Here is a 17,292-nt window from a genome sequence, read left to right as displayed (position 1 = left end):
CTCACACTGTTTTTTACGGCGGTCCGGCCTCTTGAACCGGCCACCTTGTGCATTTGTTAACACATCGCTGCGCGTAGACGAGACTGTTTTTGCGGGGAAATCCGCCTAGCTTGCAGCCACAACCAATTTGAGGAGTGCCCAGATGGCCGATGTGTCCAGCTTCAAGATCAACGAGAAATGGCCCGCGAAGGACCCAAGTGTCCTGCAGCTCTATTCCTTCCCCACGCCCAATGGTGTGAAGATTTCCATCGCGCTGGAAGAGATGGGCATTCCCTATGAAGCGCATACAGTCACGCTTGCGGATGCGGATGTGAAGAGCCCCGAGTTCCTCTCGCTCAACCCGAACAACAAGATCCCGGCGATCATCGACCCGGACGGGCCGGACGGTGCGCCGCTGCCGCTTTTCGAAAGCGGAGCGATCCTGATCTACCTCGCCGAGAAGTCCGGCAAGCTGATCGGATCGGACGCAACCGAGAAGGCGCGGATCATCCAGTGGGTCATGTTCCAGATGGGTGGGCTCGGGCCGATGTTCGGCCAACTCGGGTTCTTCTACAAATTTGCCGGCTCGGAGTGGGAAGACAAGCGCCCGCAGCAACGGTATATCACCGAGGCGAAGCGGCTCCTGGGCGCGCTCGACGGCGCACTCGACGGTAAGACCTGGATCGCAGGTGACTACTCGATCGCCGATATCGCGATCGCGCCGTGGCTGCGTGCGCTCGATTTCTATGGCGCGAAAGAGGTGGTTGGCTTTACCGACTACGCCAATGTCGTAGCGTATCTTGAGCGGTTCCTGGAGCGGCCCGCGGTCAAGACGGGCCTGCAGATCCCGCCACGCGAGCCTGCCTGAGCGGTGGCAAAGCGGCGGCCTGAAAGCCCACCGCACCTGCCTGCTCCCACCGGTCGTGCTGGCAGGTTGGGCGGGCTTTCAGGCCGCCCTTCTGCGCCAGGTCAGGACGGCAACGCGCCGGTGAGCACGTAGCGCAGGATCTGTACGACCTGCGCAGGATCTTCCGCAACCGCAAGCGCGGCGGCGTCCACTTCCTTCAGCGCATGGGCGTGATCAGGCCCGTGCAGGATGATCAGCGACTTGCCCAGAGCCGCCGCGTAACCGGCATCGAAGGCGGCGTTCCACTGCTTGTACTGATCGCCGAAGCGCACCACCACGACATCGGCCTCCGCGATCCCCTTGCGGGTGCGGATCGCATTGACCATGGCTCCCTTGTGGTCATGCCAGTACTTGTTCTGCTCCGCCCCGAGGATCGCAACGCCGCAATCGTCGCTCGCCGCATGATCGGTCACGGGGCTGTTGAACCGCACGTCGAGCCCCTGGGCCCCGGCCATGATCTGATCCCGCCAGTCGGTGTGGATCTCTCCGGACAGATAGACGTTCAGCGGCATGGCATTCTCCTTCGGTTGGTTGTCCCAATTGACGTAGGACGGGGCCGCGGGCTGTCCCGCTTCAGCCGCGCAGCACCGCTCCGGTCGCCTTGGTCACCCTTTCGACGACCCTGGCGCTCACCGCTTCGATGTCCTTGTCTTTCAAGGTGTCTTCGACCGGCTGCATGCGAACGGTGAGCGCAAGCGACTTCTTGCCCTCGCCCAGGCTGCCTCCGACGAATTCGTCAAAGACGCGCACATCCTCGATGAGCGCCTTATCGGCCCCCATGGCGGCATTCACCAGGGTCAGCGCCTCCACCTCGGCATCCACCACGAAGGCGAAGTCACGCTCGACCGCCTGCAGATCGGAGATCTCCAGCGCGGGCCGGGTCGCACCGGTCCTGCGCGGCATCGGCACCTCGGTGGGCCAGAGCGTGAAGGCCATGGCCGGGCCTTTGACATCCATCGCCTGCAGGACCCGCGGATGCACCTCGCCGAAGACGCCGAGCACCTTCTTGGGGCCCAGACAGATCATGCCATGGCGCCCGGGGTGCCACCACTCCGCCGCGCCGCGCAGGATCTGCACCTTGGCGGGCGCACCGAGAGCAGACAGCACCGCCTCGGCATCCGCTTTCACATCGAAGACATCAACCGGCCTGGAGGCGCCAAGCACGTCCTTCGGCCCGGTCCGTCCGACCAGAAGGGCGCTCACCAGCGTGTGCTGCTCGCCCGGCTCTCCGCCGTGGAAGGCTGGCCCGACCTCGAACAGCGCCAGATCGGCAAAGCCGCGGGCCTGGTTGCGTGCCGCGGCCTGCAAAAGCCCCGGCAGCAGCGCGGGCCGCATGTGGCTCATATCGCTGCTGATCGGGTTCTCGAGCTTGGTTGCATCATCTCCCCCGCCGAAGAGTGTGGCAGATGCCTTGTCGATGAAGGTGTAGGTGACGCATTCGTTGTACCCGAGTGCAGCGCAGGTACGGCGGGCGATGGCCTCGCGCCGCTGCATCGGCAGCAAAACCGGCTTCGGTACGCCCGGAACGACGCGCCGCAGTGGCGTTCCCCTGAGTTTGGTGAGCGATGCGACGCGCGCGACTTCCTCGACGAGGTCGGCCTCGCCCTGCACATCCGGCCGCCAGCTCGGCACATGCGCCATGCTGCCTTCGAGGACGAAGCCCAGGGAAGTCAGGGTCTGCCGCTGCTCGCTCTCTGGGATCTCCATCCCGACCAGCGAGCGCACGCGCGCGGGATCGAGCCGGTAGGCCCGCTTGGTTTCCGGAACCTTGCCGGCGACGATCACGTCGGACGCCTCGCCGCCCGCATGATCGAGGATCATCCGCGTGGCGTGCTCGATGCCATAGGGGGTCCAGGCGGGGTCGATGCCCCGCTCAAAGCGGTACCGGGCGTCGGAGTTGATCTTGAGCGCGCGGCCCGTATAGGCGGTGCGGATCGGGTCGAAGTAGGCGGCTTCGAGGAAAACGTTGGTGGTCTCTTCCGTGCACCCAGACGCCAGCCCGCCCATAACGCCGCCGATGCTCTCGACGCCGTTTGCGTCCGAGATCAGGGTCATGCCCGCCTCGAAGGTATACTCCTTCTCATCGAGGCCGACGAGCGTTTCACCGCCTGTCGCACGGTGCACCCGCAGCGCATTGCCGGCGATCTTGTCCGCATCGAAAACATGCAAGGGGCGGTTGCGGTCGTAAGTAAAGAAGTTCGTCACATCCACGAGGAAAGAAATCGGCCGAAGGCCAATCGCCCGCATGCGGTCCTGCAACCACGCGGGGCTCGGACCGTTCGTGACACCGCGGATCACGCGCCCGTAGAAAACGGGGCATTGCTCCAGCGTGTCGCCGTCGATGGTCACGCTGACCGGACAGGGGAAGCTGCCTTCAACCGCCTCCACATCGCGCTTTTTCAGCGTGCCGAGCCCGCGTGCGGCCAGATCGCGCGCGATGCCGCGCACGCCGAGCGCATCGGGCCGGTTGGGCGTGATCGCGATCTCGATCACCGGGTCGACCTTCGCGGGATCGTTCTCGGTCAGCCAATCCACGAAGGACTCGCCCACCTCGCCCGAGGGCAGCTCGATGATACCATCATGCTCGTCACTGAGTTCCATCTCGCGCTCGGAGGCCATCATGCCGAAGCTTTCGATCCCGCGGATCTTGCCCACCCCAATGGTGGTGTCGATACCCGGCACATAGACGCCCGGCTTGGCGACCACGACGGTGATCCCCTGGCGCGCATTCGGCGCGCCACAGATGATCTGTTTCACGCCCTCGTCGGTCTGCACCTGACAAACGCGCAGCCGGTCTGCATCGGGGTGTTTCTCGGCCGATTTCACATAGCCGATGGTAAAATCCCGCAGCTTCGCGCCCCGGTCCTCGACGCCCTCGACCTCGAGCCCGAGATCGGTCAGCGCATAGACGATCTCGTCCAGTGTCGCCGTCGTATCCAGATGGTCCTTCAACCAGGAGAGCGTGAATTTCATGAGTCTTCACCGGGGCAAATCAAGTCCGCGCCCTGATAGCTGAAAGCATGGGCCGGGGAAAGCCATTGCTGCGTCCTTGTGCATCGGATCCAAGATCGGGATCGAACCACGCGCCGGGTCAGTCCGGCGGGCGCCTGCTGTGCAAGCTGTGCAGGGTCCCTATTCGATGCTCTAGGGGCAGGTGGCGGGCTGCCCGAGCAGCTCGTCAAGCTGACGGGCGAGCCAGCCGTGCGGGATGACGTGCCCACCGGGGTGCAGATCGAGGCTGACCCGCCCGCCGTCGCACTCCCATGTGGTGCGCTGGAATGTCAGGAAGGCGCGCGCGCTCCACGGGCCCTGCGCCACACCCCCGGTGCAGCTGAAGTGATCGCGCCAGAGGGCAACCGGATAGGTCTCATCCCCGCCCGGTCCCATGGGAAAGTCCATGACCGTGTCGGCGAGCCCGTGTACATGGCGTACTTCGCGGGGCGCCTGCGGACACTCCTCGGACTGCTGCAACGTGCCGGAGACCGCCAGCAGGGCCGCGATCCCATCGCCGTTTTCGCACACGAACCGCCACGCCATGGCCGCCCCGAAGGAATAGCCCGAGATGTAGATCCGCTGCCGGTCAATCGGATAGCGCTGCGCTGCATCCTCCAGAACGGCGGCGGCAAAACCCACATCCTCCGTGTCGCCATCCCAGAAGTTCCAGGTCTTGCGGAGGCCGTTCGGGGCAAGGAGCAGGACACCGCGCCGCCGGGTCGCGCCCGAGATGCGCTGGTGGCGCACGGGAAGCGCGCCCCTGCGCTGCCAACCATGAAAGTGCAGCAGCACCGGCATCGGCGAGAGCCCGTCCCAGCCGTCCGGCACCTTAACGTGATAGGAACGATCACCCAGATTGCAGGGGCCCTGCGCATCGCATGGCACTTTCCATGGCCCCATGGCAGAGGCCGTCTGAGCCAGCAGCAATAAGACGAACGAAGCGATGATGCGACGTTTCATGGGCCGCACCTCAAAGCGCACAGGTGCGCTGTCACATCACGTCCGCGTCACCCACCCTTTCAGAGGCTCTGACCCTCTGCCTCCTCCTCGGGCGCACCGGCCTGGATGGTGGCCAGCCACCGGTCAACCAGGAGAATCGGCGCCAGCACAATGGTCCACCCGGCCGCATTCAGCACGGTGAAGACTATTTTCAGGTCGCGCGGCATGTCAGAGAACCACATGAACACATGCGCCACGATGATCAGGCACAGCATGACGGCCACAAGCAAAACGCGCGAGCCCCGGTCGGGAGTTTGCTCTTCCTCTACCATAACGGGAATCATAGCACGGTTTTCCCGTCGCGTCGACGCCTAGCGACTCAACCCCCCGTGCAGGGTCGGCTGATCGAGGCTGGCAAAGCCGTAATGGCGCAGCCAGCGCAGATCTGAATCGAAGAAAGCGCGCAGATCGGGGATGCCGTATTTCAGCATCGCAATCCGGTCGATGCCCATGCCAAAGGCGAACCCCTGCCAGCTGTCGGGATCGATCCCACCGGCCTTCAGCACCTTCGGGTGCACCATGCCGGAGCCCAGGATTTCAAGCCAGTCGTCGCCCTCGCCGACCTTCAAGGTGCCCCCTTCCCAGGAGCAGCGGATGTCTACTTCTGCCGAGGGCTCGGTGAAGGGGAAATGCGAAGCGCGGAAGCGCAGATCAACGCCGTCAACCTCGAAGAATGCCTTCACGAACTCTTCAAGGACCCATTTGAGGTTGGCCATCGAGATATCCGTGTCGATCGCCAGCCCCTCGACCTGGTGGAACATCGGGGTGTGGGTCTGGTCATAGTCCGCCCGATAGACGCCGCCCGGACAGATGATGCGCATCGGGGCGCCCATGGTCTCCATCGCGCGGATCTGCACCGGCGAGGTATGGGTGCGCAGCACATGCGGCGGGCGGTTGTCGCCCTCGGCCCGGTGCATGTAGAACGTGTCCATCTCGGCGCGCGCGGGATGATGGCCGGGAATGTTGAGCGCATCGAAGTTGTACCAATCGGTGTCGATCCGCGGCCCTTCGGCCACGCTGAACCCCATCTCGGCGAAGATCGCGGTGACTTCCTCCGTCACCTGGCTGATCGGGTGGATCGTGCCGCGCGGGCGGCTGCGGGCGTGCAGCGTGACATCGAGCCACTCCTCGCGGAGCCGCGCATCGAGCGCCGCGTCCACGAGGGCCGCCTTTTTGGCGGCCAGCGCCGAGTTGATCTCGTCCTTCAGTGCATTCAACGCCGGGCCAGCGACCTGCCGTTCCTCCGGCGTCATCTTGCCGAGCTCGCGCATCTTGAGCGCGACCTCACCCTTCTTGCCCACAGCCGCCAGCCGGATCGACTCGAGGGCGGCCTCATCGCCCGCCTCGGCAATCTGGCCCAGATATCTTTGCTTGAGATCGTCCATTCCGGCCTCATTCGTCATGCTGCAGGGGTGCTAGCAGACTGGCCGCCGATTGCAAGACAGGCGACCTCAACGGTCGATAGCCGCCTCGCGTTCCCCTCGCCGAAAAGGCATAAGGCAGAACAACAGATGTCAAACGGATTAGCTGCGGTGCCCAATAAGTTCCACATCGACCGAAGTCTCGTCGAACGCATGATAAAAGACTTTACTTCTGCCACGACGCTGGAAGGCGAGGTTGCCTATACCTGCATCTTCCAATCAACTCACTTCGGTGGCGAACGGCTTGTCTTCAAGGTGACAATCGGAACGCAAGATTTTGCAATGAAAGTCGATACAACCGGCGCGGACAGCGGACGCCTTGCATCCGAGTTCGCCGTGCTTCAACAAATGGACGCGCATTTCGCGCGCTTCAGTTTGTTCTCAAGCCCAAAGCCACTGTTTTGCTCGCCAGATGGCACGTTCTTTGTAACGAACTATCTTCGCGGCAAGACGGCGAGGACGGCGGTCAGGTCGAGCGAAAACCCGCAAGTCTTGGGCCAAGTGTTTCGACGTGCCGGCGGCTGGCTGCACGCTCTGCATCTTTATCGTCCCGCCGAGACCGCGAGAGCTTGGCCAAATTGGATGGTCACAAGCGCGAACAAGGCACGTGCGCGGGATCCGCAAGCATCGGAAGCCCAATATAGCACCTTGCTTACAAAGCTGAAAACGCAGGCGAGCGAGTACAAGGGCAAGAAAGGGTTCAAAGCCTTCTGTCATGGTGACTTTCACGCGGACAACCTGATCCTCGATAGGGGTATCACGCACGGTTTCGACTTCACAGAAGCGAAGCAAAAACTAGCGCTATACGACATTGTCGACTTCCTGAAGATCGATGCCTGCCGAACGGGCGTTTTGGACGATGTGGACCGGAGCGGCGTAACACGGCATTGCAAATCCATGTTCTTCAAGCTCTATCGCCACCCAATCGAAAGCGAGTTGCTTGATTTCTGTTTGCGCGGCCGACTGTTGATTGATTGGCTCTCGATTCAGCGGGAGCAGTATGAGCGCAGCTGCGCACATCGAAACAGGTTCGAAAGGCTTCACGAACGGCTGCGCATCGCATTCGCTGCATGACTTTACCTATCCTGTGTTTGTGGTCATGGCTACGGTGTGAAAAAGCGCAGGTACTGCCGCAACACTTCGTGCAAAAGCTTTGCTGGGCGCCACACGGCGGTTTTTGCTATGTCCGAGTGTGATGAAAAGGGGGAGCGTTTGTGTCGGTCTGGGAGCTGACAGAGAGCCACCAGACCGGCGCTGGCAGGGTCCTTGCAGGCAAGACGGGTAGTGGGCCCGATCTGGTTCTGGCGCACGGCTGGCCGTGGTCGTCGTTCTCCTGGCATCGGCTCATACCGCGGCTGGCCGAGACCCATAGGGTTCATTGGTACGACATGCCCGGCTATGGGCAGTCCGAGAAGCGGGCCGACCAGCGCACCTCGCTCGACGTCCAGGGCGAGGTCTTTGCCGAGATGATCCGCCACTGGGGGCTCACCAAGCCCACGGTGATCGCGCATGATTTCGGCGGCGCCACGACGCTGCGCGCGCATCTGCTGCATGGCTGCGACTTCGAGCGCTACGTCCTGATGAACGTGGTGGCCATGCGGCCCTGGGGCTCGGAGTTTTTCGATCACGTCGGCCGCCACGTCGAGGCCTTTCAGGGGCTGCCGCCGCATATTCACAAGGCCATCGTCGAGGCCTACATTCGCGGCGCGCTGGCCAAGGGTATCGCGGAGGAGGATGTCGAGAGGCTGGTCACGCCGTGGCTCTCCGATGAGGGGGCCGCCAGCTTCTATCGCCAGTTCGCCCAAGCCGACGAGCGATACACCGCGGAGGTCGAGCCGCTGTTTGGAGCCCTGCGGTGCCCGACCAAGGTGATCTGGGGAGACGCCGACCCGTGGATCCCCATTGCCCGCGGCCGCGCACTGTCGGATCTGATCGGTCAAAACCGCTTCGAAACCCTCTACGGTGTCGGTCATTTGCCGCAGCTGGAAGCACCTGGCGCGGTTCTGACCGCGCTTTCAGACTTTCTGCCGAACCTGGTGGAGGACTAGAGCGGTCCGCCTTTAGCCCAAGACAAGGTACATCGCCTATTGCGTTGATTTCACTGAAATCAGGCAGCGATAGATGATTCAAGCTCAAGGCGAATTGGTTTAGCGCAGAACCGACCGAAGGAACTCTTTTGTCCGCGCCAGCTCCGGCGCACTGAAGATCCGCTCTGGCGGGCCTTGCTCGACGATCACGCCGCCATCCATGAAGCACACGCGGTCAGCCAACTCTCTGGCAAAGCCCATCTCGTGGGTGGCGAGGATCATCGTCATGCCTTCGGCGCGCAGCTGCCTCAGGACGTTCAGAACTTCGCCCACCAACTCGGGGTCAAGCGCCGCTGTGATCTCATCGAAGAGCATCATCTCGGGCCGCATGGCCAAGGCCCGGATCACCGCCACCCGCTGTTGCTGACCGCCTGAGAGCTGGTCGGGGTATTTGTGCATATGCGCCGCCAACCCAAAACGCGCAAAGAGCGCCTCGGCCTCCGCGGTGCTGTCCCGGCGCAACACCCGGCGCGGGGCCAGCAGCACGTTCTGAAGCGCCGACATATGTGGGAAGAGATTGTAGGACTGGAAGACAATCCCGATCCGCTGCCGCACCGGCCCCAGATCGAGCCCCGGCTCGGAGATATCCTGCCCGTCGAGCAGTACGACCCCGTCATCGATCGGCTCCAGCTGATTGATGCAGCGCAACAGCGTGGACTTGCCCGAGCCAGAGGCGCCGATCAGGCAGACCATCTCGCCCGCGGCCACATCGAGGTCGATGCCGCTCAGTACGATGTTGTCACCAAAGGACTTGCGTACCCCGCGCAAAGAGAGTTTGGCGGTCGTTCCGGCATCTTGTGAAGACTGATCGATGGTGTCCCGCCCGGCGGCACCTCCGGGCAGCGCCTTTACCCCACCCCGCGGGCCGGCGTTGCCCTCAACAACATCGGATGCGTGTATTCCTTCCCTAGGACCGGGCATTGCGATCCTTGTTCAACAAATGGTCCGCATAGCGCGTTGCGGGCACGGTGATCGCGAGAAAGATGACAGCGGCCACCACATAGGGCGTGAAATTCGCGAGCAGGCTCTTGTAGATGCCCGCCTGCCGCAGGATCTCCACCGGGCCGATGAACGAGAGCAGTGCGACGTCCTTCTGCAAGGCCACGAGCATATTCATATTCGCAGGCACCACCCGGCGGATCGCCTGCGGCAGGATCACGTAGCGCATAGTGTCGCGCTCGCTGAGGCCAAGGCAGATCGCGGCGTTGCGCTGGCTGGCGTGGATGCTCTCTATCCCTGAGCGAAGCACCTCTGCGATATAGGCCGAATAGGTCAGCACCAGCGCCACGGTGCCCCAGATATAAGGCGAGTTCCAGGGCCGCGGCAGCCCAAGCCCAGGAACCCCGAAGCCGATGAGGTAGATGGTCAGCACCACAGGAACACCGCGGAAGACGTCCACGTAAACCGCCCCGAAGATGCGCAGGGGAAAGAGCGCCGGCGCACGTGCTCCGCGCGCGAGCGCAATCGCCAGCCCGAGCCCGAGGATCAGAGGGACAGACCAGGCAAAGATCATCACGTCGATCAGGAAGGCGCGCAGCAGGGTCGGAAAGGTCTGCGCGAAGACGGCGCCGTCGAAGAAGCTCGCGCGGACCGCGGGCCAGCCGGGCGCCAGCGGCACCAGCAGGATGATCGCCGCAACCACCAGAGCGGTGCTGACGGCGGCGACGGTCAGCGCACGCCGCCGCTCCGCCGCCTCATATGCCTGCCTGCGGTTCACCGGATCACTCGATCAGCGGCACCCCGGTGGCCTCTTGCAGCCACTCCGCTTCCAGGGCCGCGAGCGCCCCGTCGGCTTTCAGCTCCGCAAGAGCGGCGTCCACGCACTCCTTGAGCGGGCTGCCTTCGGGCATGAGAGCCCCGAAGTGATCGGGGTTGGCGGTCTCGTCGGGCAGGAACTGGCCCAGCACCTGACCGCCCTCCAGAACCACCGCCGAGAGATAGAGCGCGGTGGGCAGGTCGAAGAGCGCCGCATCCACCTGACCCGCCTTCATCGCCTCGACCACATTGGCGTTGTCGTCATAGACCAGCGGGCTTGACGCGGGCTGGATCGTATCGGTGATCATCGGCAGCGCCGTGGTGGAGGCCACGACACCCCATTTCAGCTCTTTCAGCGCGTCAAGGCTTGCAGAGAGATCACCGCCGCCGCGCACGAGCACCGCCATGGGCGCGGTGTAGTAAGGCGCGGAGAAGTCCACGACCTTGTCGCGCTCGGCCGTGATCGAGAACTGCTGCATGTTGATGTCGAAGTCCTTGGCCCCGGGCTGGATCGCCTGGTCGAAGGAGGTACGGGTCCACACGACGTCCTCGGTGGCAAAGCCCATGGCCTCCGCCAGCGCATAGGCCACGGCAGCCTCGAAGCCCTTGCCGCTCTCCGGTGCGTCATCGATGACCCAGGGGTAGTAGGCCGGGTTGCCGGTTGCGATGGTCAGCTTGCCCTCGGTCAGCGTTTTGCCGTCGCTGCAACTCTGCGCCGCTGCCCCGCCCGCGATCAGCATCGCGCCAAAGGTGGCGGCCGTCAGTTTCGTCCACATGGTCATGCTCCCCGTTTTGCCATTTGCGTGTTCCGGTTATCCCCGGAGAGGGGCCCGCAGGCAAGGCCCGGGCATCCGCCCGGGCCTTGCCTGCGGGCCACGCGCCTCAAATGTCAGCTAAGCAGACTTCCACCGGCGGTGCACCCACAACCATTGGGCCATATGCGCGCGGACCTGAGCCTCCAGGCTGTCGTTCAGTGCCTGCGTCATCTCTTCCGGAGTGCTGTGCGGGACAGGCGCTTCGATCACCATCTCGAAGCTCAGGCCGTCGGGCTGGCGCACGCCATAGCAGGGTACCAGCAACGCATCGTACCGTAACGCAAGCTCGGCCGCGGAGAGCGCCGTATAGGCCGTCTGCCCGAAGAAGGTGAGCGGCGCACCGGCCGACATGTGCTGATCGATCAGCAGCGCAATTGCATTGCCCGCTTTGAGAAATTTCACCATCTCGCCCATGCCCCGGCGCCCCCGCAGAAAGAGCGGCGTGCCGACCTGCGCGATGCGGGAGACATAAAAGTCGTTGAACCCGCGGTAGTTCATCGCCCGGTAGAGCCCGCCGACCTTGTGGCCCCGCTGGATCAGGACAGAACGGGCAATGTCATAATTTCCGAAGTGCCCGGACACCAGAATGATCGGGCGTCCGGCCTGCCGCGCCTCTTCAACCGCAGCAACGCCGGCACCTGCGACCGGTGTCTCGGCTGCTGTGCGGATCAGGTCCTTCGGCGAGAAAAGCTCGGCCAGCGTACGCCCGATCTGATCGGGAACCGCGCGAGCGAGGCGTTCTTTCTCCGCAGCGGGCATATCGGGAAAAATCAGGCTGAGGTTGTCCCTGACCCGCTGGCGGTAGCCAATCAGCGGCCCCACGATGCTCGACAGCACCCAGCCGCTGGCGGGCACCCGCATCCGGTAGGGCAGTAGCGTCAGCAACCGGATCACCCCGATGATGATCGCGCTGACGACACGGTCTTTCAGACCGACCTGATCGTCGCGGTTCGGGGAGGTGTTGCCTGTTGCCGCCATGGCGCCTTCGCGTCGTTTCGCTTGGCGCGGTTGTAGCACGTGCCGGCCCGCGCTCAAGGCCCGTGCCCTCAGCCGATGAAAAAAGCCGCTCCAGCACGGAGCGGCTTTCTTTGTCATCTCGATCTGCGACGGATCAGGCCGCGAGCGCGTCCTGCGCCTGTTTCACAATGGCGCCGAAGGCTTCGGGCTCGTGCACGGCGAGGTCGGCCAGCACCTTGCGGTCAACCTCGATGCCCGCAAGGGTCAGCCCGTTGATGAAACGGCTGTAGGTCAGTGCCTCGTCGTGGCTGCGCACGGCGGCGTTGATCCGCTGGATCCACAGCGCGCGGAAGTTCCGCTTGCGGTTCTTGCGGTCGCGGGTGGCGTATTGGTTGGCCTTGTCGACAGCCTGGCGCGCAACCTTGAAGGTGTTCTTGCGGCGACCATAGTAGCCTTTGGCGGCCTTGACGACTTTCTTGTGACGCGCGTGGGTGACGGTTCCACCTTTCACTCGGCTCATGTCTGATCTCCTGTCACTTAGCGGTCGTAGGGCATGAAGCCCTTGACGATCTTGGCATCGGGCGCGCTGAGCGTGGTGGTGCCGCGCGCATCCCGGATGAACTTGTTGCTGCGCTTGATCATGCCGTGGCGCTTGCCGGCCTGGGCGGACATCACCTTGCCGGTGGCCGTCACCTTAAAGCGCTTCTTGGCGCTCGACTTCGTCTTCATCTTGGGCATTTCCGTCTCCTGGTCTTGGGTCGGTGTCAGCCCGACTCGGCATGCCACATAAGCCGGTCGAGCGGTTTGAAAGCCGCCCTATAGGAGGTTGCCAACCTCTTGGCAAGAGAAGATGCGCCCTCAGGGCAGCAGATTCACCACCACCATCATGAAGGTCGTGGGCAGGGACGCCAACGTGTACCCCACCTCCGAGGTGCTGGCCGCATAGACGATCAGCCCCGTTGCAATCAGCACCGTGATCGCCGAAGCCCGAGGCGGGCGGCGGTCGACAAGGGCCGAGAAGATCGAAATCAGTGAAAAAGTCCCGATGATGATGCCAAGCACCATCGCGGTATCGGCGTCCATGGCCTGCCTTCCCGTTTCTCCCCCAAGCGGCAGACTACTCCGGGTCGGTGCTGAAAATCAAACGCTCGTCGCAGGGGGCGACCCTGAGAATATTGGTGCTGCCGGGGACATTGAAGGGCACGCCCGCGGTCACCACGATCTGATCGGTGTGTTCGGCATAGCCCTGCCGGGTGGCGGCCCGCGCCGAGGCGACCACGGCGAGCTTGAAGCGATCCAGCTTCTCGGTCATCACGCAGTTGATCCCCCAGGTCAGGGTCAGCCGGCGCGCCGTGCTGCGCAGCGGCGTCATTGCGATGATCGGCACGCGCGGGCGCTCGCGCGCGGTCAGCGCCGCCGTCGTGCCGCTCTGCGAGAAACAGCAGATCGCCTTGATATCCGTCTTCTCGGCAATCTCGCGGGCGGCGGCCACGATCCCGTCGGCGATGGTGATGCCGCGGGTCTCGCGCGAGGCTTCGATGATCTGCGTATAGGTCGGGTCCAGTTCGACCTCGGTGGCCACGTTGTTCATCGTCGTCACGGCCTCGATCGGATAGGCACCGGCCGCGGATTCCGCCGAAAGCATCACGGCGTCCGCGCCCTCATAGATCGCGGTGGCAACATCCGAGACCTCGGCGCGCGTGGGCATCGGGCTTTCGATCATGCTCTCCATCATCTGTGTCGCCACGATCACCGGCTTGGCCGCGCGGCGGCACTGACGCACGAGGCGCTTCTGAATGGGCGGGACGTTCTGCACCGGCAATTCGACCCCCAGATCGCCGCGCGCCACCATGATACCGTCGCTGACCTTGAGGATGTCATCGAAATTCTTGACCGCCGCCGGCTTCTCGATCTTGCTGAGGATCGCCGCGCGCCCATTGGCGAGATCCGAGGCCTCCAGCACATCCTCGGGCCGCTGCACGAAGCTCAGCGCGAGCCAATCCACGCCGAGTTCGCAGACAAACTCCAGATCCTTGCGGTCCTTGTCCGAAAGCGCTGCCAGCGGCAGCACCACATCAGGGACGTTCACACCCTTGCGGTTTGAGATCACGCCTCCGGCGATCACCGTACAATTGGCAAAATCGGGGCCGCAGTCCTCGACCTTCAGGCGGATCTTGCCGTCATTCACCAGCAGAGTCGCGCCCGGCTCAAGGGCTGCGAAAATCTCCGGATGCGGCAGGCAGACGCGGGTCGCATCCCCTTCGGCCGCGTCCAGATCCATGCGGAATTTGGCGCCTTCCTCCAGTATCTCGCCCTCTTCATTGGCGAAGACACCCACGCGCAGCTTCGGACCCTGCAGATCCGCGAGAATGCAGATACTGCCGCCCGTCTCCTCTTCGATCTGGCGGATGATCTTATGCTTTTCGCGGATTTCCTCATGACTGCCGTGGCTCATGTTCAGCCGGAAGACGTCGGCGCCCGCCATGTGCAGCGCGTGGATGGTCTCATAAGTTTCAGAAGCGGGGCCCAGGGTGGCCACGATCTTTACATTCCGCGTGCGTCTCATTGTCCTGTCGTCCCCCTTGGCGTGTTACCGCTAACGATTTTGCGCATCTTATGTCGCATGATGCGGCGTGGGGCAACTCCGCTGATCCTGCCGCGCCCGAATAACGCCTTGATGACATGGACGCCGCCCAAGCCGCAAGCACGGCAGCCGGTTGACACCACTCCGGACGGACCCAATCTTGAGCGGAGACAGTGCAGGAGCCCCGCCATGCCAACTCAGACAGAAATCGAACTTCAGGCCGCCGCCTTCCGGCGCCTTCAAAAGCACCTCATGGAAGACCGCACCGATGTTCAGAACATCGACATGATGAACCTCGCCGGCTTCTGCCGCAACTGCCTGAGCCGCTGGTACCAGGAAGCTGCGGCCGAGAAGGGCATCGAGATGAGCAAGGACGAGGCGCGCGAGCTCTTCTACGGCATGACGATGGCCGAGTGGAAAGCCAACTATCAGACCGAAGCCACTGGCGACCAGCAAAAGGCCTTTGAAAAGGCTTTCGAAGAGAACGTCGGAAAGGGCTGATCAGGGCGCGGTCGATCTGGCCGCCGAGATGGGCCAGCACAGGGCCTTCCACAGCGGCAACACCCTGGCACGGATGGTCCCGAGGGGCCGCTCGAAGACCGCAGCGAATACGAAACACACCGTCAACGTCAGCGCCAGTAGCCACAGATCATAGGCCGGCAGGTCTTCCGGCAAGGTCGCGTCGAGCAGATGCAGCGTGGGATAGTGCATCACATAGATAGAAAACTCGCCCCCGCGATCCAGCGAACCGATCGCACGGATATCCCCTCTGGCCTCGGCGCGCGCCGATCGGCCATATTCTTAACGCCGGCGAGGTGCAGAGCGACGCAGAACGCTATCACCAGGTTCCACAACACCTCATCTGAATAGCCCAGCACGGCGTGGTGGTTGAGCGGCGCAAGCCACTGGGTCGTCACATCGGTCAACAGTTGCGGCAGACCCGCGACTTTCAGGCCGATCAGCAACACAATGCCCAAAATCGCGCGCGCCACATCGGTTGCTCTCGAGGCCTGTTCGGTACGTCTGCTGTGCCAAACCAGAACGCCCATGAGCCACGCGGGCAACAGCGCCAGAATGGGCAACCCGACCAGCAGCACGAGCAAGGCCAGCAGAACCCAGCGCAAGGCACCGCGCAGAAAAACAACCACACCGAACAGCATATAGAAGCCAGCCTCATAGCTGAGCGACCAGAGCGGCCCGTTTGTCCCAAGCCGCACGCGGTCCCAGAAGCCCTGCCACTCATTGGTGAAAGTCAGCCCGCGCAGAAACATCTCCGACACCGGAACCGAGTTGTAGAACCGCGCAGGATAAGCATCCGGCCGCACGGCGGTCCCGATTGCGTCGAACAGCACCGTTAGCACCAGCGCTGCAAGGACCACGGACCAAAGCCGCGTCAGGCGGTTGAAGGCGAAGCGCTCCAGCGTGCCATCGCGTTTGGCCGTGTAGGCGATGACCACGCCCGACAGCACAAAGAACACGATGACCGCATCGCTGGCGATATTGATTTCCCGCAAGACGTAATAGTCGCCGCGCGTGAACCGGATATGCGCCATATGTCCAAACAACACGGTGATCGCAGCCGCGGCGCGCAAGACGTCCAGCCAGATCGAAAAGCCCTGCGACATCACGAGCTCGGGCAGCTGCGCCCTTCTCTGCGCCCGGCCTGCCCGTTGCTCCTGTATCGCATCCCAGCATTCGCGGAACGGTTTGAGCAGGGCCTCGCGCAATGTGTTGTAGGGCTGGGCCATCTGCTTTCCGGTTTCGTCAGAGACGCCGAAAGTGAGGTCCTCACCCTTTCTGGCGCGTAGAGGGTTCCGAACATCCAGTCCCAGATCGCGAACATCGAGCCGTAGTTCTTGTTGTGATGTTCGACCGCCACCGAATGATGGATCTGATGCTGAGCAGGCGAAATGAGGATGTGCTCCATGACCCGCCCATAGCTGAGCCAGATGTGGCTGTGACGCAGGTTTGCGCCCAGCATGTTGAACACGACATACATCGCGTTCGCACCACCCAGGGTCACGAGATCGATCCGCCCGATCAACACGAAAAGAAGCACCCCCTGAATCGCTCCGACAATCACCGTGATCAGCAGGTTACGGATCAGCGGCTCGACAGGATGAACCCTTTGCAACGTCAGCGGGGTCAGAACATCTGCGGAATGATGCACGGCGTGAAACGGCCAAAGCACCTTCCACTCATGATGCAGGCGGTGGGCCCAGTACTTGCAGAAGTCCGAGGCCCGCACGATTATGAGTGTGGCCAGCACGCTCCGATCCCAGCTGACCGGAGGGACGTCAAAGTCACCAGCCGCCCGTCCAAAAAGCCAGGACAAGACATATAATGCAACAGTTGCGGGAAAGGAGACGTTGCTCATCGGCCCAAAAAGCTGATGGCACGCATGGTAAAGAAGAGTTTTATGTCCAGCAGGTTAGAGCGATGCAGATAGACCTTTGCCGGCAACAACCATTTGACAAAAGAGCCACCGGGCATGCCCCGATAGCACCAGACACCAAAAGCCACAACAATTGTGCCAACTAGGCAAACCAGCGCGAGCCGTTGGTTCATACTGAAGAGTGTCTACATCGTGAATTGGACGTATCCAATCAGCGTATCCATGCGTCTCGCTCCCGGCCCATGCGGTGGAAACGCAAAATGTCCAATTGGGCCGCAATGCGGCGTCCGGAAGGAAAAAGGCGGCGAACGGCATCCAGAAGTCACTGCTCCGGAGGGCGGCTTGAGCGCCGCCAAGACCGGAGCTCAGCGCGTGCGTGGCCGTTCGAGGTCCATCGGG

The 17,292-nt window shown here is 62.9% G+C and carries 20 protein-coding genes; 4 read left to right on the top strand and 16 right to left on the bottom strand.

Translation table 11 applies throughout. The features are described from left to right. Window positions 1-142: 142 nt before the first annotated feature. Window positions 143-847 carry a glutathione S-transferase family protein gene (locus MUB52_RS09740; RefSeq protein WP_263844024.1) on the top strand — a complete coding sequence of 235 codons (705 nt, stop codon included), beginning with the start codon at window positions 143-145 and terminating at the stop codon, window positions 845-847. Window positions 848-948: 101 nt separating this feature from the next. Here MUB52_RS09740 and MUB52_RS09735 read toward each other — a convergent pair whose 3' ends face one another. The 5 genes from MUB52_RS09735 to pheS all read right to left on the bottom strand — a co-directional run bounded on the left by MUB52_RS09735 (window position 949) and on the right by pheS (window position 6,264). Then, window positions 949-1,398, bottom strand: coding sequence for a YtoQ family protein (locus MUB52_RS09735; RefSeq protein ID WP_263844023.1), 450 nt, complete (start codon window positions 1,396-1,398; stop codon window positions 949-951). 61 nt (window positions 1,399-1,459) lie between these two features. Next, window positions 1,460-3,859 carry a phenylalanine--tRNA ligase subunit beta gene (gene pheT, locus MUB52_RS09730; protein ID WP_263844022.1) on the bottom strand — a complete coding sequence of 800 codons (2,400 nt, stop codon included), beginning with the start codon at window positions 3,857-3,859 and terminating at the stop codon, window positions 1,460-1,462. A 171-nt stretch (window positions 3,860-4,030) separates the two neighbouring features. Further along, window positions 4,031-4,840 (bottom strand): alpha/beta hydrolase family esterase, encoded by an 810-nt coding sequence (locus MUB52_RS09725; protein WP_263844021.1) that lies wholly within the window; start codon window positions 4,838-4,840, stop codon window positions 4,031-4,033. Window positions 4,841-4,899: 59 nt separating this feature from the next. Next, window positions 4,900-5,163 (bottom strand): hypothetical protein, encoded by a 264-nt coding sequence (locus MUB52_RS09720; RefSeq protein WP_263844020.1) that lies wholly within the window; start codon window positions 5,161-5,163, stop codon window positions 4,900-4,902. A 27-nt stretch (window positions 5,164-5,190) separates the two neighbouring features. Continuing rightward, window positions 5,191-6,264, bottom strand: coding sequence for a phenylalanine--tRNA ligase subunit alpha (pheS, locus tag MUB52_RS09715; RefSeq protein ID WP_263844019.1), 1,074 nt, complete (start codon window positions 6,262-6,264; stop codon window positions 5,191-5,193). Here pheS and MUB52_RS09710 point away from each other — a divergent pair. Together MUB52_RS09710 and MUB52_RS09705 are read left to right on the top strand one after the other, a co-directional pair. Further along, entirely contained in the window at window positions 6,247-7,374 is a 1,128-nt protein-coding gene (locus MUB52_RS09710) for an aminoglycoside phosphotransferase family protein (RefSeq protein WP_263844018.1), read from the top strand. The genes pheS and MUB52_RS09710 overlap by 18 nt on opposite strands. 140 nt (window positions 7,375-7,514) lie before the next feature. After that, window positions 7,515-8,348 carry an alpha/beta fold hydrolase gene (locus tag MUB52_RS09705; RefSeq protein ID WP_263844017.1) on the top strand — a complete coding sequence of 278 codons (834 nt, stop codon included), beginning with the start codon at window positions 7,515-7,517 and terminating at the stop codon, window positions 8,346-8,348. Between the two features lie 99 nt (window positions 8,349-8,447). On the opposite strand, the gene MUB52_RS09700 is transcribed toward MUB52_RS09705, so the two are convergent. The 8 genes from MUB52_RS09700 to pyk all read right to left on the bottom strand — a co-directional run bounded on the left by MUB52_RS09700 (window position 8,448) and on the right by pyk (window position 14,480). Further along, window positions 8,448-9,308 carry an amino acid ABC transporter ATP-binding protein gene (locus MUB52_RS09700; protein WP_263844016.1) on the bottom strand — a complete coding sequence of 287 codons (861 nt, stop codon included), beginning with the start codon at window positions 9,306-9,308 and terminating at the stop codon, window positions 8,448-8,450. After that, window positions 9,295-10,104: an amino acid ABC transporter permease gene (locus MUB52_RS09695; protein WP_263844015.1), complete on the bottom strand. Its 810-nt coding sequence runs from the start codon at window positions 10,102-10,104 to the stop codon at window positions 9,295-9,297. Before MUB52_RS09695 ends, MUB52_RS09700 begins: the two co-directional genes overlap by 14 nt. Before the next feature lie 4 nt (window positions 10,105-10,108). Further along, a complete protein-coding gene (locus MUB52_RS09690) occupies window positions 10,109-10,924 on the bottom strand; it encodes an ABC transporter substrate-binding protein (protein ID WP_404818213.1) in 816 nt (271 codons plus the stop codon). 111 nt (window positions 10,925-11,035) lie between these two features. Next, a complete protein-coding gene (locus MUB52_RS09685; RefSeq protein WP_263844014.1) occupies window positions 11,036-11,935 on the bottom strand; it encodes a lysophospholipid acyltransferase family protein in 900 nt (299 codons plus the stop codon). A 133-nt stretch (window positions 11,936-12,068) separates the two neighbouring features. Then, entirely contained in the window at window positions 12,069-12,434 is a 366-nt protein-coding gene (gene rplT, locus MUB52_RS09680) for a 50S ribosomal protein L20 (RefSeq protein ID WP_263844013.1), read from the bottom strand. Between the two features lie 17 nt (window positions 12,435-12,451). Beyond that, window positions 12,452-12,652, bottom strand: coding sequence for a 50S ribosomal protein L35 (gene rpmI, locus MUB52_RS09675; RefSeq protein WP_263844012.1), 201 nt, complete (start codon window positions 12,650-12,652; stop codon window positions 12,452-12,454). Between the two features lie 120 nt (window positions 12,653-12,772). After that, window positions 12,773-12,997: a hypothetical protein gene (locus MUB52_RS09670; protein ID WP_263844011.1), complete on the bottom strand. Its 225-nt coding sequence runs from the start codon at window positions 12,995-12,997 to the stop codon at window positions 12,773-12,775. A 34-nt stretch (window positions 12,998-13,031) separates the two neighbouring features. After that, entirely contained in the window at window positions 13,032-14,480 is a 1,449-nt protein-coding gene (gene pyk / locus MUB52_RS09665) for a pyruvate kinase (RefSeq protein ID WP_263844010.1), read from the bottom strand. Between the two features lie 207 nt (window positions 14,481-14,687). Here pyk and MUB52_RS09660 point away from each other — a divergent pair, with 207 nt between their 5' ends. Next, window positions 14,688-14,999: a DUF1244 domain-containing protein gene (locus tag MUB52_RS09660; protein WP_263844009.1), complete on the top strand. Its 312-nt coding sequence runs from the start codon at window positions 14,688-14,690 to the stop codon at window positions 14,997-14,999. Here MUB52_RS09660 and MUB52_RS09655 read toward each other — a convergent pair whose 3' ends face one another. Genes MUB52_RS09655 through MUB52_RS09645 form a run of 3 tightly spaced genes read right to left on the bottom strand, consistent with a single transcriptional unit; the run spans window position 15,000 to window position 16,767 of the window. Beyond that, the gene (locus tag MUB52_RS09655; protein ID WP_263844008.1) at window positions 15,000-15,209 is read right to left on the bottom strand and encodes a hypothetical protein; all 210 of its coding nucleotides are present in this window, start codon (window positions 15,207-15,209) and stop codon (window positions 15,000-15,002) included. Next, entirely contained in the window at window positions 15,209-16,123 is a 915-nt protein-coding gene (locus MUB52_RS09650) for an acyltransferase family protein (protein ID WP_263844212.1), read from the bottom strand. The genes MUB52_RS09655 and MUB52_RS09650 overlap by 1 nt, the downstream gene beginning before the upstream one ends. After that, window positions 16,123-16,767 (bottom strand): sterol desaturase family protein, encoded by a 645-nt coding sequence (locus MUB52_RS09645; protein ID WP_263844007.1) that lies wholly within the window; start codon window positions 16,765-16,767, stop codon window positions 16,123-16,125. The genes MUB52_RS09650 and MUB52_RS09645 overlap by 1 nt, the downstream gene beginning before the upstream one ends. Between the last annotated feature and the right edge of the window lie 525 nt (window positions 16,768-17,292).

The organism is Roseobacter sinensis (assembly GCF_025755255.1).
GTDB lineage: Bacteria > Pseudomonadota > Alphaproteobacteria > Rhodobacterales > Rhodobacteraceae > Roseobacter > Roseobacter sinensis.
Note: the sequence above shows the minus strand (reverse complement) of the source record. Positions and strands in the feature narration are given on the sequence as shown.

Coding starts and splice junctions, on each gene's coding strand:
- MUB52_RS09660 (WP_263844009.1), top strand. CDS start 14,688: ATGCCAACTCAGACAGAAATCGAACTTCAGGCCGCCGCCTTCCGGCGC.
- MUB52_RS09720 (WP_263844020.1), bottom strand. CDS start 5,163: ATGATTCCCGTTATGGTAGAGGAAGAGCAAACTCCCGACCGGGGCTCG.
- MUB52_RS09700 (WP_263844016.1), bottom strand. CDS start 9,308: ATGCCCGGTCCTAGGGAAGGAATACACGCATCCGATGTTGTTGAGGGC.
- MUB52_RS09735 (WP_263844023.1), bottom strand. CDS start 1,398: ATGCCGCTGAACGTCTATCTGTCCGGAGAGATCCACACCGACTGGCGG.
- pyk (WP_263844010.1), bottom strand. CDS start 14,480: ATGAGACGCACGCGGAATGTAAAGATCGTGGCCACCCTGGGCCCCGCT.
- rpmI (WP_263844012.1), bottom strand. CDS start 12,652: ATGCCCAAGATGAAGACGAAGTCGAGCGCCAAGAAGCGCTTTAAGGTG.
- MUB52_RS09685 (WP_263844014.1), bottom strand. CDS start 11,935: ATGGCGGCAACAGGCAACACCTCCCCGAACCGCGACGATCAGGTCGGT.
- MUB52_RS09670 (WP_263844011.1), bottom strand. CDS start 12,997: ATGGACGCCGATACCGCGATGGTGCTTGGCATCATCATCGGGACTTTT.
- MUB52_RS09690 (WP_404818213.1), bottom strand. CDS start 10,924: ATGACCATGTGGACGAAACTGACGGCCGCCACCTTTGGCGCGATGCTG.
- pheT (WP_263844022.1), bottom strand. CDS start 3,859: ATGAAATTCACGCTCTCCTGGTTGAAGGACCATCTGGATACGACGGCG.
- rplT (WP_263844013.1), bottom strand. CDS start 12,434: ATGAGCCGAGTGAAAGGTGGAACCGTCACCCACGCGCGTCACAAGAAA.
- pheS (WP_263844019.1), bottom strand. CDS start 6,264: ATGGACGATCTCAAGCAAAGATATCTGGGCCAGATTGCCGAGGCGGGC.
- MUB52_RS09725 (WP_263844021.1), bottom strand. CDS start 4,840: ATGAAACGTCGCATCATCGCTTCGTTCGTCTTATTGCTGCTGGCTCAG.
- MUB52_RS09655 (WP_263844008.1), bottom strand. CDS start 15,209: ATGCACTATCCCACGCTGCATCTGCTCGACGCGACCTTGCCGGAAGAC.
- MUB52_RS09740 (WP_263844024.1), top strand. CDS start 143: ATGGCCGATGTGTCCAGCTTCAAGATCAACGAGAAATGGCCCGCGAAG.
- MUB52_RS09650 (WP_263844212.1), bottom strand. CDS start 16,123: ATGTCGCAGGGCTTTTCGATCTGGCTGGACGTCTTGCGCGCCGCGGCT.